Genomic DNA, 15,209 nt, shown 5'->3' on the forward strand with positions numbered 1-15,209 from the left:
CGGCCGGGAGCCTCGTGGGCTCCCGGCCGCCGCCCGATTCGCGCGGCGGTCAGAGGCCGGCGGACAGACGACTTACTTGTTGACGGTGATGCTGGTGTAGACCGGCACGCTGAACGGGTCCAACATCACGTTGGAGACCTTCGAGGACCAGCCGACGGTGCCGTTCTGGTACCAGAGCGGGATCGCCGGCATGTCGGTGACCAGCAGCTTCTCGGCCGACTGGAAGTCGGAGACAGCCGTGGCCTTGTCGCTCGCCGCGTTGGCCTGGTTGACCAGGCTGTCGAACTGCGGGTTGCTGTAGTGCGAGTCGTTCGACGCCGCGTTGGTGTAGTACAGCGGCTGCAGGAAGTCCTGGATCAGCGGGTAGTCCATCTGCCAACCACTGCGGAAGGCGGAGGTCATCTGCTTGTTCTGGATCTGGTTGCGGAAGTCCGCGAAGGTGCCGACCGGCCTGCCGACGCAGCTGCTGGTGTTGCCCAGCGCGTTGTTGATGCTGTTGCAGACCGCGTCGACCCACTCCTTGTGCGGGCCGTCGGCGTTGTAGCTGATGGTCAGCTGGCCGCCGGGGATGCCGCCGCCCTGCTGAATCAGCTGCTTGGCCTTGGTCGGGTTGTACGTGCACGCGTCGCCGCAGAGCGTGGAGCTGTAGCCGCCGGCCGTGCCGAGGACGGGGGAGGTCCAGTCGGTGGCGGGGGTGCGCGTGCTGTTGAAGATCACCTTGGTGACCGTCGCGCGGTCGATGGCCATCGAGATGCCCTGGCGGACCAGCTTGGCGTTGGCCGAGCTCCAGCCGCTCTGGTAGAGCGGGAACGAGATGGTCTGAATGATGCCGGCCGGCTGGTTCAGGTAGCGGCCGTTCAGGTCGGACTGGACCGTCTTCAGCGCGGTGTTCGACAGGCCGTTGTCGACGTCCAGGTTGCCGGCCTGCAGGTCGGCGTAGGCGGCGTTGGCGTCGGTGTAGACCTTGAGGTTGATGCCGCCGTTCTGCGGCTTGATGGTGCCCGAGTAGCTCGTGTTCGGACGCAGCTGCATGCCCTGGCCCTTGGTCCAGGAGTTGATCACGTAGGGGCCGTTGCCGACCGGCTTGGCCTCCCACGCCTTCGGGTTCGCGAAGAAGGACTGGGGCAGCGGGTAGAAGGCCGAGTAGCCCAGCGTGTCCGGCCAGAGCGAGAACTTCTGGGTGAGCGCGACCGTGAAGGTGTTGGTGTTGACGACCTTGAGGCCGGACATGGTCTTGGCCGTCGGCGAGCCGCTCGCCGGGTGGACGGCCGAGTAGCCCTGGATCGACGTGAAGAACGGGTCGGTGTTGTTCTGCGCGTTCGGCAGGTAGGCACCGTAGTTCCAGGCGTCCACGTAGGAGCTGGCGGTCACCGTGGTGCCGTCGCTGAACTTCCAGCCCGGCTTCAGCGTGATGGTGAAGTTCTGCTGGTCGTTCGTGGTGATCGACGCGGCGTTGGCCAGCGTCGCCTTGCCGGTCTTGGGGTCGTACGTCTGCAGACCCGTGAAGATCATGTTGAGGACGGCGCCGCCGTTGACCTCGTTGGTGTCGGTCGGAATCAGCGGGTTCTGCGGGTCACCCCACCATGCGGTCACCACGCCGTTGGCGTTGCTGCCCGAGCTGGAGCTGCTGGAGCTCCCACTGCTGCTGCAGGCCGTGGCGGCCAGGGCGATGGCGATGGCCCCAGCGGCGAACTTCGCTTGCGTGGCTCCACGCATGGACGTGCCTCCTCAGACGTGCTGTTTGCAGTCGTTGCAGTGACGCCTCCGCCCACCCCTGGGCGGCGGCGCCTGAGCTCGCGAACCGGCCGCCGGGTTCGGCGGTCGACTCGGTGACCCGAGCGTCGTTTCTCTACTATCCGTCACTCTCGGCGATGCTTATGACCAAATGAGATTTCTGTTTGATCACACGCCTGTGAGCTATGTCTCGCAACTCGGGCGTCACCAGGTGGGTGCAACGGGTACCGAATCGGACATGAAACACCGCCATGAGCCATCCTGACACCGATATCCGTACACCTCGGCTCTGACACTCGGCCGAGATGTCATCACAATGAGTGACGTCCGAACGGCGTACAAAAGCCGCCGGGAGCACGGGGCTCCCGGCGGCTTTTGTCAGCCTTGTCCGACCTGTCTGACCTGTCTGACCTGCGAAGATCAGGCCTTCGCGACGCGGCCGCGGGTACGGGCGCGGGTCTGCGCGTCCAGGACGACCTTGCGGATGCGCACGGTCTCCGGGGTCACCTCGATGCACTCGTCGTCGCGGCAGAACTCCAGCGACTGCTCCAGCGAGAGCTTGCGCGGCGGCACGATCGACTCGGCGACGTCGGCGTTCGACGACCGCATGTTGGTGAGCTTCTTCTCCTTGGTGATGTTGACGTCCATGTCGTCGGAGCGAGAGTTCTCGCCGACGATCATGCCCTCGTACACCTCGGTGGTCGGGTCCAGGAAGAGGACGCCGCGCTCCTGAAGGTTGGTCATCGCGAAGGCGGTGACCACGCCGGCGCGGTCGGCGACCAGGGAGCCGTTGTTGCGGGTACGCAGCTCGCCGAACCACGGCTCGTGGCCCTCGAAGATCGAGTGCGCGATGCCGGTGCCGCGGGTCTGCGTCAGGAACTCGGTCCGGAAGCCGATCAGGCCACGGGCCGGGACGATCCACTCCATCCGGATCCAGCCGGAGCCGTGGTTGGTCATCGTCTCCATGCGGCCCTTGCGGGTCGCCATCAGCTGCGTGATCGCACCCAGGTGCTCCTCGGGCGAGTCGATCGTCATGCGCTCGATCGGCTCGTGCAGCTTGCCGTTGATCTCCTTGGTGACCACCTCGGGCTTGCCGACGGTCAGCTCGAAGCCTTCCCGACGCATGGTCTCGACCAGGATGGCCAGCGCCAGCTCACCACGGCCCTGCACCTCCCAGGCGTCCGGGCGCTCGGTCGGCAGCACGCGCAGCGAGACGTTACCGATCAGCTCGCGGTCCAGACGGTCCTTGACCAGGCGCGCGGTGACCTTGTGGCCCTTGCCGCCCTTGCCGACCAGCGGCGAGGTGTTGGTGCCGATGGTCATCGAGATGGCCGGCTCGTCGACCGTGATCAGCGGCAGCGCGATCGGGTTCTCGGTGTCGGCCAGGGTCTCGCCGATCATGATGTCCGGGATACCGGCGACGGCGCAGATGTCGCCCGGACCGGCCTTCTCGGCCGGCTTGCGGGTGAGCGCCTCGGTCATCATCAGCTCGGTGATGCGGACGTTGGAGATGCTGCCGTCGCGCTTGATCCAGGCGACGGTCTGCCCCTTCTTCAGCTCGCCCTGCTCCACCCGGAGCAGCGCGATGCGGCCGAGGAAGTTGTCGGCGTCCAGGTTGGTGACGTGGGCCTGGAGGGGAGCCCCCTCGTCGTACGTCGGGGCCGGGACAGCAGACAGGATGGTGGAGAAGAAGGGCTCCAGGCTGTCGCTGTCGGCCGGCACCGTGCCGTTCTCCGGCTTGGTCAGCGAGGCGATCCCGTCACGCGCGCAGGCGTAGACGATCGGGAACTCGATCTGGTCCTCGTCGGCGTCCAGGTCCAGGAAGAGGTCGTAGGTCTCGTTGACGACCTCGTCGATCCGGGAGTCCGGGCGGTCCGTCTTGTTGATGCAGAGGATGACCGGAAGCTTCGCGGAGAGCGCCTTGCGGAGCACGAAGCGGGTCTGCGGCAGGGGACCCTCGGAGGCGTCCACCAGCAGCACGACGGCGTCGACCATGGAGAGGCCGCGCTCGACCTCACCACCGAAGTCGGCGTGGCCGGGGGTGTCGATGATGTTGATCGTGATGGGCTCGCCACCACCCTTGGGGTGGTACTTGACCGCGGTGTTCTTCGCGAGAATGGTGATGCCCTTCTCGCGCTCCAGGTCGTTGGAGTCCATCATCCGGTCGTCGAGGTGCTGGTGCGCCGCGAAGGCGCCGGCCTGCTTGAGCATGGCGTCGACCAGCGTGGTCTTGCCGTGGTCGACGTGCGCGACGATGGCGACGTTCCTGATGTCATTGCGCGTGGGCATACGGAGTACAGTTCTCCCGAATCGACTGGGCGTGGCACCCGCCGAGCTCCCCGCGTGCCTCGCACGCGGCAACTGCCGCCGGTCCACCCACCGGGCACCACAACATGCCACGGCTTTGTCCTATGGTACGTGGTTACGCCTGCCTCCTCGCGCGCTGCCCGGCCAACGGTGGATGACAGGCCGCCGAACGGGTGCGCGAAGGCCCTGGCCCGGCCCGCGTCACGACCATGGAACGGCTGGTCGAAGAGCTCCCGCCGATGCGGCCAGCGGCCTGAGTCAGAAGGTCGTGATCTCGGTGAGGTCGATGTCGATCGGGAACGGCACGGCGAGCGCAAGACGGTCGTGGTGGATGCCGGTCGGCTCGTACTGGGCCACCGAAGCGTCGAGGGCGTACGTGTAGACGATCATGCGACCGTCCTCGTCCTCGACACGCCAGAAGTGCGGGATCCCGGCCTCGGCGTAGAGCTGCGGCTTCCGCTTGCGGTCACGCTCCTCAGAGTCGGGAGACACGACCTCGACGGCGAGGAGGACGTCGTCCGGGCGGTAGGCGGTCGCCTCGAGGTCGGCAGCGGCACTCTCCCGCACGACGAGGACGTCGGGCTCAGGCCGGTTGCGCCGGTTCAGCTTCACGGTCATCTCCCGCACCGCACGCCATCCGTCGGGCGCGGAGGCCCGCAAGCCTGTCTGCAACAGAAACATCGCAGCATCATGAAAACGGCGTTGCGGACTCGCGATGACCAGACTCCCGTCGATCAGCTCGGTATGGGGAGGCAGGTCGGGAATCCGGTCGAGGTCCTCGGCGGTGTACCCCTCGTACGGCGGGATCACCCAGTCGGGAAGCGGCTCGGCGGTCATGATTCCTCCCATGAGCGAGAGTCTGGCGCTGCTGCCAGCGTATCGACAGTCCTACCCGGCGCAGTCATCCTTTCGTGTGCGAAGTCGGAGCTTTCGCCTTCTCGGCCCGCCGATCAGTGTTTGACCTGCGACGCCGCGAAGCCGATGTCCTGCCAGCGCGGAGTCGCCAGGCCGAAGGCGCCCGCGTTGACCACGTTGTCGCGGGTGCCGATCAGCTCCGGGCTCTGGAAGAGGGGCAGCGACGGCGCCGCCTGCCAGATGCGGATGTCGGCCTCGTTGATCAGCCGGGTCGCGTCCGACTGGTCCGTCGTCGCCACCGCCTTGGCGAGGAGCTGGTCGATCTCGTCCGTGCCGGTGGCGGCCAGGTTCTGCCCCACCGAGAGCGAGCCGTCCTGGTTGACCTGCGGTTTGGCGAAGAGCGCCCGTTCGTCCGCGATCGGGAAGCGGGAGGCCGGCCAGTCCACCAGAGCCAGGTCGAAGTCACCCGCGGCGACGTGCTCGGTGAAGAAGCCCGTCGCCGGGACCGCCTTCGTCTGGAGGCCGATGCCGACCTGGCCCAGCTGGGCGGTGAGCAGCTTCGCGATCGCCGCCTCCCGCGCCGAGCCGACGCGGGTCAGCAGGGTGAGGGAGAGCGGCTTGGCGTCCTTCGCGCGGGTGGAGATCTGGGCCGCGTCGCCGTGGGCGCCGAGTTTCCAGCCGGCGGCGTCCAGCAGCTTCGCCGCGTTGTCCGCGCTCGCGCCGAGCGCCGCCGCGTCGTCCTGGTAGCCCTGCTGGTCCGCCATGAGCAGGTGGTTGCCGAGCGGCACGGCGGGCAGGCCCAGCGGCTTCAGTACCGCGTCCGCGATGGCTTGGCGGTCGACCGCGTCGGCGACCGCGCGGCGCAGGTCGGGGTCGGCGAGCAGGCCGGTGCCGCCGTTGAAGGCGATGCCGAGGTAGTCGGGCGCTGCCGCGCGCTGCACGCGGGTGCCGGAGGTGGCCTCGGGCGCGTCGCCGGAGTCGTCCGCCGCCCGGCTGAGGTCGGCGACGTCCACCTTCCGTGCGGAGAGCGCCGAAGCCGCGTCGTTCGCGGCGAGCGCCGTGAACGCGATCGCGTCGAGCTTGGCAGGCTGACTCCACCACCGCGGATTGCGCACGACCGTGAGCGTCTGGCCCTGCCCGTCCTCGCCAGCTGCGCCGCGGAGCGTGAACGGCCCGGCGTCCGCGCTCAGCGAGCTCTTCTGGCCGTCCGCGAAGGTCTGCGGGGTGGCCGTCGCCGCGGCCGGGTAGAGCGGTGTGAACAGGCTGCGCCAGGGCGCGTACGGCTTGGCGAAGACGACCTTGACCTGATTCGGCTTCTCCCCCGGCGTCACCGACGCGATGCTGTCGTAGCCGTCGGCGTGGGCGGTGCCCGCCGCGGCGAAGGCGGGGTCAGCGCCGCTGAGTGCATGCCACTGGCCGGCGAAGTCCGCGACGCCCAGGGGCTTGCCGTCGGACCAGACGGCCTTGGGGTTGAGCGTGTAGACGACCGTCTGCGGCGAGCGGGAGGTCTGGTCGGCGCCGGCCAGGTAGTCCGCGTCGGGCGTGGCCCGGCCGTGCGCGTCCAGCGTGAACAGCGTCGGCAGCAGCGCTCCCGCGGCCAGCGCGGTGGCGGGGCCGGCGTCGGCCCGGAAGGCGTTGAGCGTGGCCGGGACCGTGTCCACCGCCCAGCGCAGTGTGCCGCCCTGCGCGACGGCGGCACGGTCGGCACGGGTGAGGTCGTCGACGCGGACGCCGGCCGTGCCGCCGGTGGAGCAGGCCGCGAGCGTGACGGCGACGGCCGCGGCCAGCATGCCGGCGAAGGTCTCACGAGGAAGGGAGGGGAACGCGTTGCGATGGACCACGAGCCCACTCAAGACGCTGTAGCTGCACGAAGACTGACGACACGTCGAAACATGGACCGGAGGCCACTCGTTCGGGGCAGCGGATTGCGCCGCCCGGGGGCGCGCGCCGTACGGATGTAATCCGCCAATCGTGAGCAAGGCCTTTTCAATCCACGGTGATCGGGGTCACACTCGCTTGCGCGCGTTCCCTGACGCCATATCAGGCCGCACACCACAAGCGTGATCTTCCATCGCGTGGAGGGGAGCACAGGCATGTCCTCGAACATGACCGGTCCGGTCGGCCTGGCGGAGGCACACCGCCGACTGGAGGAGCTGGACCGAGCCGTCGATGCGACGCGGCTCGCCCTGTCGCGGTTGCGGGACTGCCTGCCGCCGCCCGGCCTCCCCGAGCAGCACCCGGCTGAGCCGGGCAGGGCGGTGATCGAGATCCCCGACACGCCGTACGACCCGGCGATGTGGCAGGACGCGGAAGACGAAGGCATCGGCAGACGGCGCCCGTAACGCACGTCCCAGATGTGAGGCACGGAACAGCGCATCGCGGGCCGCCCCAGGAGAGGACGAAGAAGGCAGTGACCACGGAGATCAGGCCCCCCGAGGCCCCAGAGAAAGCCGAGCGGGGGGTCCACTCCCCTGGGCGCGCGGCCATCCCGCAGCGGCACCTGCGGCTGGACCGCTGGTGGCTTCCGCAGGTGATGACGGCAGCGGCGCTGCTGGCGTTCATCGTGTACTCGACCTGGCGGGCCTTCTTCGGCCTGCACACCGCCTACGCCGCCCCCTACGTCTCGCCCTTCTACTCCCCCTGCCTCGCGGCCAACTGCCCGAAGATGAACGGCGGCGCGGACTGGGCGCTCTTCGGCAGCTGGTGGCAGCTCTCCCCCGCGCTGATCGTGCTGGTCTTCCCGCTGGGCTTCCGGATGACCTGCTACTACTACCGCAAGGCCTACTACCGGTCCTTCTGGGCATCCCCGCCGGCCTGCGCGGTGGCCGAGCCGCACGCCAGCTACAGCGGCGAGACGAAGTTCCCGCTGGTGCTGCAGAACATCCACCGCTACTTCTTCTACTTCGCGATCGTGGTCGCCGGGATCCTCACCTACGACGTGGTCCTCAGCTTCCGTGACGCGCAGGGCCACTGGGGACACATGGGCCTCGGCACGCTGGTGCTGCTCGCCAACATCGTGCTGATCTGGGCGTACACAGCCTCCTGCCACTCCTGCCGGCACATCGTCGGCGGTCGGCTGCGGCACTTCTCCCGGCACCCGGTCCGCTACAAGCTCTGGACGTGGGTGGGGAAGCTCACCGCCCGTCACATGCAGCTCGCCTGGGCCTCCCTGGTCAGCGTGGGCCTGGCCGATCTGTACGTCTACCTGCTGGCGAGCGGCGCGTTCAGCGATCCCCGCTTCTTTTAGTCTTCGAAGGAATCACGCAATGACCGAGGTGGAGCGCCACGTCTACGACGTGGTGGTGGTGGGAGCCGGCGGCGCCGGACTGCGGGCCGCGATCGAGGCCCGCGAGCAGGGCAAGCGCACAGCGATCATCTGCAAATCGTTGTTCGGCAAGGCCCACACGGTGATGGCCGAGGGCGGCATCGCCGCCAGCATGGGCAACGTCAACGACCAGGACAACTGGCAGGTGCACTTCCGCGACACGATGCGCGGCGGCAAGTTCCTCAACCACTGGCGGATGGCAGAGCTGCACGCCAAGGAGGCCCCCGAGCGGGTCTGGGAGCTGGAGACCTGGGGTGCGCTCTTCGACCGCACCAAGGACGGCAAGATCTCGCAGCGCAACTTCGGCGGCCACGAGTACCCGCGCCTCGCGCACGTCGGCGACCGGACCGGGCTGGAGCTGATCCGCACCCTGCAGCAGAAGATCGTCAGTCTGCAGCAGGAGGACTTCCGCGAGCACGGCGACTACGAGGCGCGAATCAAGGTCTTCCAGGAGTACACAGTCACGCGCGTCTTGAAAGACGGCGATCGTGTGAGCGGGGTTTTCGGCTACCAGCGGGAGTCCGGGCGTTTCTTCGTCATCGGGTCCCCGGCGGTCGTGCTCGCGACGGGCGGCATCGGCAAGTCGTTCAAGGTGACCTCCAACTCCTGGGAGTACACGGGTGACGGCCACGCGCTGGCGCTGCTCGCCGGAGCCACCCTGCTGAACATGGAGTTCGTCCAGTTCCACCCCACCGGGATGGTCTGGCCGCCCTCGGTGAAGGGCATCCTGGTCACCGAGTCGGTGCGTGGCGACGGCGGGGTGCTGCGCAACAGCGACGGCAAGCGCTTCATGTTCGACTACATCCCCGACGTCTTCCGCGAGAAGTACGCGCAGTCGGAGGAGGAGGGCGACCGCTGGTACGCCGACCAGGCCAACAACCGTCGTCCCCCTGAGCTGCTGCCGCGCGACGAGGTCGCGCGGGCCATCAACAGCGAGGTCAAGGCCGGTCGCGGCACTCCGCACGGCGGCGTCTTCCTGGACGTCTCGACGCGGCTGCCCGCGGAGGAGATCCGGCGACGGCTGCCGTCGATGCACCACCAGTTCAAGGAGCTGGCGGACGTCGACATCACGGCCGAGCCGATGGAGGTGGGCCCGACCTGTCACTACGTCATGGGCGGCGTCGAGGTCGACCCGGACACGGGCTCGTCCAGCGTGGCGGGCCTGTACGCGGCGGGCGAGGTCGCCGGCGGCATGCACGGCTCCAACCGGCTGGGCGGCAACTCCCTCTCCGACCTGCTGGTCTTCGGCCGCCGGGCCGGCCTGCACGCGGCGGAGTACGCGGCGGCGCTGGCGGACGACCGGCCGGCGGTGGACCAGGAGCAGATCGACGCGGCGGCGGCCGAGGCGCTGGCGCCCTTCGAGGGCACCGGCGGCGAGAACCCCTATACGCTCCACCAGGAGCTGCAGCAGTCGATGAACGACCTGGTCGGCATCATCCGCCGGGAGGGCGAGATGGCTGAGGCGCTGCAGCGCCTCGCCGCGCTGCGCGAGCGCGCGGACGCGGCGGTCGTCGAGGGCCACCGGCAGTTCAACCCCGGCTGGCACCTGGCCCTGGATCTGCGCAACATGCTGCTGGTCTCCGAGTGCGTGGCGCGGGCCGCGCTGGAACGCACGGAGAGCCGCGGCGGCCACACCCGCGAGGACCACCCGGAGATGGCGGCGGAGTGGCGCCGGGTCAACCTGATCTGCTCGCTCGCCGACAAGCCGAGTGCGGCCGACGGCGCGATCACGGTGCAGCGGAAGGCGAACCCGCCGATCCGCGAGGACCTGCTGGCGCTGTTCGCTGTGGACGAGCTGAAGAAGTACCTGACCGAGGACGAGTTGCCGGCCAAGGACCTGCCGCCGCAGCGTGCGGAGAACGACGCCGACGAGCCGAGCACGAACGGAGCGGGACATTGAGCTACGAGGCCACGTTCCGCGTCTGGCGCGGCGACGCCGAGGGCGGCGGGCTGACGGACTTCCAGGTCGAGGTGAACGAGGGCGAGGTCGTCCTCGACGTCGTCCACCGGATCCAGGCGACCCAGGCGCCGGACCTCGCGGTGCGCTGGAACTGCAAGGCCGGCAAGTGCGGCTCGTGCAGCGCGGAGATCAACGGCCGCCCGCGGCTGATGTGCATGACCCGGATGTCGACGCTGCCGGCCGACGAGACGGTGACGATCACCCCGATGCGGGCCTTCCCCGTACTGCGGGACCTGGTGACGGACGTGGGGTTCAACTACCAGAAGGCCCGGGAGGTCCCGTCCTTCGTGCCGCCGCAGGGGCTTGCGCCCGGCGAGTACCGAATGCAGCAGGAGGATGTGAACCGCTCGCAGGAGTTCCGCAAGTGCATCGAGTGCTTCCTGTGCCAGGACACCTGCCACGTGGTCCGCGACCACGAGGAGAACAAGCCCGCGTTCGCGGGCCCGCGCTTCCTGATGCGGGTGGCGGAACTGGACATGCACCCGCTGGACGCCGCGGCGGAATCCGGGCTGGACCGGAAACGGACGGCGGTGGAGGAACACGGACTGGGCATGTGCAACATCACCAAGTGCTGCACGGAGGTCTGCCCGGAGGGCATCAAGATCACGGACAATGCGCTGATTCCCTTGAAGGAACGTGCGGTTGACCGGAAGTACGACCCGCTGGTCTGGCTGGGCAGCAAGATTTCACGCCGGCGCTGAGCCACCGCCGGGGGCGCGGGGCTCTGCTTGATCAACTGCGTGCGCGACGAGCCACTGAGGTGGTGAGTCCCCGAACGAGCAGGGCCATCCGCACAGGGTGGTTGCTCGCGCACGCAGTTCATCGAGCAGAGCCCCGCGCCCCTGATGGTGCAACTTCCCCGCTGCCTACAGTTCAGGGATGGCGAGTTCGAACCAGACGGCTTTGCCGTTGGGCGTGCGTCGGCTCCCCCAGCGGTCAGCGAGCAGGCTGACCAGCTGCAGGCCGCGGCCGCCCTCGTCGGTGTCCCTGGCGCGCCGTTGGCGGGGTTGGGCGTAGCCGTTGTCCCAGACTTCGCAGACCAGGACGGAATCCCGCAGCAACCTGACGCGGATGTCTCCGCGTCCGTGTCGCAGCGCGTTCGTCGCCAGCTCGCTGACCAGCAGTTCGACCGTGTCGACCAGCTCGTCCAGGCCGCAGGCCAGCAGCCAGCCGCAGGCCAGTTCCCGGGCGCGGGCCACCGACGTGGGCTCCGAGGGGAGGATCCAGTCGCCCACGGAGTTGCTCGGGAGCGCGCAGACACGGGCCATGAGGAGGGCGATGTCGTCCTCGCCGTGGTGCGGGTCGAGCTCCGTCAGGAGCTGGTCGCAGAGCGCTTCGAGCTGCCGCGGTGGTCCGCTCAGCGCCGAGCGCAGCGCGGAGAGGCCCTCCTCCAGCGGGTGCGTGCGGGACTCGACCAGTCCGTCCGTGTAGAGCCCGAACAGCGCGCCGTCAGGAAGATCGACGACGACCTCCTCGAACGGCTCCCCGCCGACGCCGAGCGGCAGCCCCTCGGGGACGTCCAGCATCAGCGCCGGGGCGTCGCCGGCCGCAGGGTCGACCACGACCGGCGGCAGGTGACCCGCGTTCGCGATCGTGCAGCGGCGCGTGACCGCGTCGTAGACCGCGTAGACGCAGGTCGCCAGGTACAGCTCGGCCGACTGGCCGTCGTCCGACTCCGGGTCGGCGCTCAGGCCCCTGGCGATCTCGTCGAGCTGGGTCAGCACCTCCGCAGGGTCCAGGTCCAGCATCGCAAGGGTCCGCACAGCGGTGCGCAGTTGGCCCATCGCAACGGCCGCGCGCAGGCCACGCCCCATCACGTCGCCGACCACCAGCGCGGTGCGATTGCCCGGCAGCGGGATCACGTCGAACCAGTCGCCGCCGACCTCCGTGCCGCTGCCCGCAGGGCGGTAGCGGCAGGCGATCTCCAGACCGGACGCGGCCGGGTTGCCCGGGGGCAACAGGGAGCGCTGCAGGATGAGCGCGCGCTCGTGTTCACGGCGGTACAGGCGGGCATTGTCGATACACACCGCCGCCCGCGCGACCAGCTCCGTCGCGATCGCGACGTCGCGGGTGTCGAAGGGCTCGCTGCCCTTGGCCCGCGAGAGGTGGACCAGGCCGAGCACCTTCTCCCGCGCCACGATCGGCACCACGACCGCGCTGTGAATCAGCGGGTTGGGGTCCGGGTTGCCGGGACCGGTCAGTGTGAGGCTGCGGCCGGTGCGCAGCGCCTTCGCGTACGGGGAGCGCGGCGGGTAGCAGAACGCGCCACCGACCTCCGCGGCGGGCGTGGGCGCGCCGTCGTGGTGGACGGTGCTGGCCGAGGCGACCCGGCGCAGCTCACCGGTGCCGTCGCCGTCGTCGACCCGGCGGCCCTCGGCGTCGGCGGTGAGCACGGCGTTGTAGAGATCGACGGTGGCCACGTCGCAGAAGCCGGGGACGGTGACGTCCAGCAGCTCCCTCGCAGTCGTCTCCAGGTCGAGCGTGGAGCCGATGTGGCCGCTGGCCTCGTTCAGCAGGGCGAGGCTGCGCCGCGCGCTGGCCGCCTCGCGCTCCGCGCGGGCGCGGCCGGTGACGTCGACGACCTGGCCGGCCACGCCCATCGGCCGGTCGGTGGCGCTGAGCAGCCGGTAGAGCGAGATGGACCAGCGGCGTCTGCCCGGACGGCTGGGGATCTCCCCGGCGAAGTGCAGGTCGACGACCGGGTCACCGGTCAGCAGCACTTCGTCGAGGGCGCGGGCGAGGCGGCCTGCGTCCTTGGGCGACATCAGCTCGTGCACGGTGAGCCCGGTCAGGTCCACCGATTGGACGCCGAGAGCCTCGGCGAAGCTGTCGTTGACCCGCTGGATCCGGCCCTCGCGGTCGAAGAGCACGAAGCCGGTCGGGGCCTGGCCGAAGACCGCCTCGGAGGCGGCCAGCTCGGTCTCGATGGCACGCAGCTTGCGCAGGTCGACGGCCATGCAGACGACGCCGGCCCGCCCGTCGGGGCCCTGCGCGGGCATCAGGTAGAGCTCGGCGACGCGCTCCTCGCCGTCGCTGTCGCGGTAGGGCGCGGTGCCGACCCACTCCTTGCCGGCCAGGATCTCGCCCATCCGTTCACGGCCGCGCCGCCACAGCTCGCGCGGGGCGAAGGTGGTGACCGGGTCGCAGCCGACGACGTCCTGGGCGGGCAGCCCGAAGAACTCGGCGGCCCGGTCGCTCCACTGGCTGACCAGCCCGTCCGCGTCGATGGAGAAGGCAGCGACCTGTATGTAGTCGTAGATCGATCCCGGTTCGCCGTGTCCCCAGAGCCGGCCCTCGGCGTCCAGCGGCAGGGCGCTCACCGACGCGGCATCCAGCGGGCTGGCCTCGGCGGTCGGGTGCGGGATGACGGCATCCGTGCCTGCCCCGGGCGCGCGGGCAGCCGTCTCGGCGGCTTCGCGTGACGGCGTGTCGCTCAACCTCGACTCCTCCGGCGATCGGCGAGGGGGCACCTCCCAGCCGAAGGCTGGGGGAGGGTGTCGCGTTCCGAGTATTCATCATCTCGACGGAGTCGCATACGCCCCGAGGCACTCAACATCAAATCGAGCGATGAAACACCGCGCGACTCCCGGCACTTCTCTTCACGGAGTGTCCGGAATCGGAACCTTACGCCTCAGTCCGACCGAGCGGGAGGTAGTTGAACCGGCGAGCCTGATCACGGGCCGTCGACGCCTCCGACGCCGTCCGGCAGCGTCTGCTCGAACCAGACGACCTTGCCGCCACCCTCGGCGCGGGTGCCCCAGCGGTAGGCGAGCCGGTGGACCAACTGCAGGCCGCGGCCGCCCTCGTCGGTGCCGGCCGCCTGGCGCTCGAGCGGCGGGTCGGGCAGCGGGTCAGCGACCTCGACCAGCAGCGTGCTGGCGAGCGTGAGCCGCAGCCCGATCGGTGCCCGCGCGTACCGGACGGCGTTCGTGACCAGCTCGCTGACCAGCAGTTCCGCGGTGTCCAGCAGCGGTTCGAGCGTCCAGTCGCGGAGCGTCTGCCGGACCAGGCGGCGGGCGAGGGCCGGGGCGGACGGCTCGGCGCTGAGCGGCCACTCCGCCTCCCGCTCGGCGGCGGGCCCCGGCGCGCCGCCGAGGCGGGCCAGCAGCAGCGCGACGTCGTCCGGCTCCTGGCCCTGGTCGAGCGTCCGCACGACCGCCTCGCAGGCGTCCTCGACGGAGGCGTGCGGAAGCTCCAGCACGGCGCTCAGCCGGCGCGTACCCACGTCGATGTCCTCCGTGCGCGACTCGACCAGGCCGTCCGTGTAGAGGGCCAGCAGGCTGCCCTCCGGCACGGTCAGCTCGGTGCATTCGAACGGCACGCCGCCCACCCCCAACGGCGCCCCGGACGGCAGCGCCAGCAGATGCGCCGTCCCACCCCCGAGCCCACCCCCACGCACGACGTGCGCGGCACGCCCACTCCCCACGACACCCGAGGCACCCACCCTGGCGCTCTCCCGCGGCCCCGACGGGACGGAGGCATCCGGTGCGCTCGCAGCCGAAGGGCTGACACCGGCGGAGCCATCCCCTGCCCCTGGCGAACCCGGGACGGCCGCGGAGCTCGAAACGCCGACGGACTCGCTGCCCGCCGCGCTCGGGGCGGCCTCCCGGCCCGGGCCCGCGATGCCGCGCCCCTCAGGGGCTCGCTCCAGGCCCCTGACACCCGGGCCGCCTGGGCCGCCCGCAGCGGAAGCTCCGGAACCCGCGGTGCCGGAGGCGGACTCGCTGCCCGATGCCCCGAAGGCACCCGCCGCCGCGCTCGGGGCAGCCTCCCGGCCCCGACCCACGATGCTGAGCCCCTCAGACGCTCCCCCCGGGACTGCACCACCCGCGACAGCTCCGGAACCCACCGCGCCGGAGGCGGACTCGCTGCCCGAGGCGCCAAAGGCACCCGCCGCGCTCGGGCCAGCCTCCCGGCCCGGGCCCGCGATGCCGAGCCCCTCAGACGCTCCCCCCGGGACTGCACCACCCGCGACAGCTCCGGAACCCACCGCGCCGGAGGCGGACTCGCTGCCCGAGGCGCCAAAGG

10 protein-coding genes are annotated in these 15,209 nt (G+C 70.1%); 4 read left to right on the top strand and 6 right to left on the bottom strand.

Annotated elements, in window-relative coordinates:
• Positions 1-72: 72 nt before the first annotated feature.
• The 4 genes from ABIA32_RS10845 to ABIA32_RS10860 all read right to left on the bottom strand — a co-directional run bounded on the left by ABIA32_RS10845 (position 73) and on the right by ABIA32_RS10860 (position 6,737).
• Positions 73-1,716: an ABC transporter substrate-binding protein gene (locus tag ABIA32_RS10845; protein ID WP_370093787.1), complete on the bottom strand. Its 1,644-nt coding sequence runs from the start codon at positions 1,714-1,716 to the stop codon at positions 73-75.
• A gap of 438 nt (positions 1,717-2,154) precedes the next feature.
• Positions 2,155-4,023, bottom strand: coding sequence for a translational GTPase TypA (gene typA, locus ABIA32_RS10850; protein ID WP_370093788.1), 1,869 nt, complete (start codon positions 4,021-4,023; stop codon positions 2,155-2,157).
• Positions 4,024-4,299: 276 nt separating this feature from the next.
• Positions 4,300-4,890: a Uma2 family endonuclease gene (locus ABIA32_RS10855; RefSeq protein ID WP_370093789.1), complete on the bottom strand. Its 591-nt coding sequence runs from the start codon at positions 4,888-4,890 to the stop codon at positions 4,300-4,302.
• Between the two features lie 101 nt (positions 4,891-4,991).
• Positions 4,992-6,737 (bottom strand): ABC transporter family substrate-binding protein, encoded by a 1,746-nt coding sequence (locus tag ABIA32_RS10860; protein WP_370093790.1) that lies wholly within the window; start codon positions 6,735-6,737, stop codon positions 4,992-4,994.
• Between the two features lie 252 nt (positions 6,738-6,989).
• Between ABIA32_RS10860 and ABIA32_RS10865 the strand changes: the two genes are divergently transcribed.
• The 4 genes from ABIA32_RS10865 to ABIA32_RS10880 all read left to right on the top strand — a co-directional run bounded on the left by ABIA32_RS10865 (position 6,990) and on the right by ABIA32_RS10880 (position 10,882).
• A complete protein-coding gene (locus ABIA32_RS10865; protein ID WP_370093791.1) occupies positions 6,990-7,238 on the top strand; it encodes a hypothetical protein in 249 nt (82 codons plus the stop codon).
• A gap of 68 nt (positions 7,239-7,306) precedes the next feature.
• On the top strand, positions 7,307-8,143 hold the full coding sequence (locus tag ABIA32_RS10870) for a hypothetical protein (RefSeq protein ID WP_370093792.1): 837 nt from the start codon (positions 7,307-7,309) through the stop codon (positions 8,141-8,143).
• 19 nt (positions 8,144-8,162) lie between these two features.
• Positions 8,163-10,121 (top strand): fumarate reductase/succinate dehydrogenase flavoprotein subunit, encoded by a 1,959-nt coding sequence (locus ABIA32_RS10875; protein ID WP_370093793.1) that lies wholly within the window; start codon positions 8,163-8,165, stop codon positions 10,119-10,121.
• The gene (locus tag ABIA32_RS10880) at positions 10,118-10,882 is read left to right on the top strand and encodes a succinate dehydrogenase/fumarate reductase iron-sulfur subunit (RefSeq protein ID WP_370093794.1); all 765 of its coding nucleotides are present in this window, start codon (positions 10,118-10,120) and stop codon (positions 10,880-10,882) included. Before ABIA32_RS10875 ends, ABIA32_RS10880 begins: the two co-directional genes overlap by 4 nt.
• A 165-nt stretch (positions 10,883-11,047) precedes the next feature.
• Here ABIA32_RS10880 and ABIA32_RS10885 read toward each other — a convergent pair whose 3' ends face one another.
• Both ABIA32_RS10885 and ABIA32_RS10890 read right to left on the bottom strand, forming a co-directional pair.
• Positions 11,048-13,501: a SpoIIE family protein phosphatase gene (locus tag ABIA32_RS10885; RefSeq protein ID WP_370093814.1), complete on the bottom strand. Its 2,454-nt coding sequence runs from the start codon at positions 13,499-13,501 to the stop codon at positions 11,048-11,050.
• Between the two features lie 353 nt (positions 13,502-13,854).
• Positions 13,855-15,171 carry a SpoIIE family protein phosphatase gene (locus ABIA32_RS10890; protein ID WP_370093815.1) on the bottom strand — a complete coding sequence of 439 codons (1,317 nt, stop codon included), beginning with the start codon at positions 15,169-15,171 and terminating at the stop codon, positions 13,855-13,857.
• Positions 15,172-15,209 lie beyond the last annotated feature (38 nt).

Source organism: Streptacidiphilus sp. MAP12-20 (assembly GCF_041262525.1).
Lineage (GTDB): Bacteria > Actinomycetota > Actinomycetes > Streptomycetales > Streptomycetaceae > Streptacidiphilus.

Coding starts and splice junctions, on each gene's coding strand:
- ABIA32_RS10845 (WP_370093787.1), bottom strand. CDS start 1,716: ATGCGTGGAGCCACGCAAGCGAAGTTCGCCGCTGGGGCCATCGCCATC.
- typA (WP_370093788.1), bottom strand. CDS start 4,023: ATGCCCACGCGCAATGACATCAGGAACGTCGCCATCGTCGCGCACGTC.
- ABIA32_RS10855 (WP_370093789.1), bottom strand. CDS start 4,890: ATGGGAGGAATCATGACCGCCGAGCCGCTTCCCGACTGGGTGATCCCG.
- ABIA32_RS10865 (WP_370093791.1), top strand. CDS start 6,990: ATGTCCTCGAACATGACCGGTCCGGTCGGCCTGGCGGAGGCACACCGC.
- ABIA32_RS10875 (WP_370093793.1), top strand. CDS start 8,163: ATGACCGAGGTGGAGCGCCACGTCTACGACGTGGTGGTGGTGGGAGCC.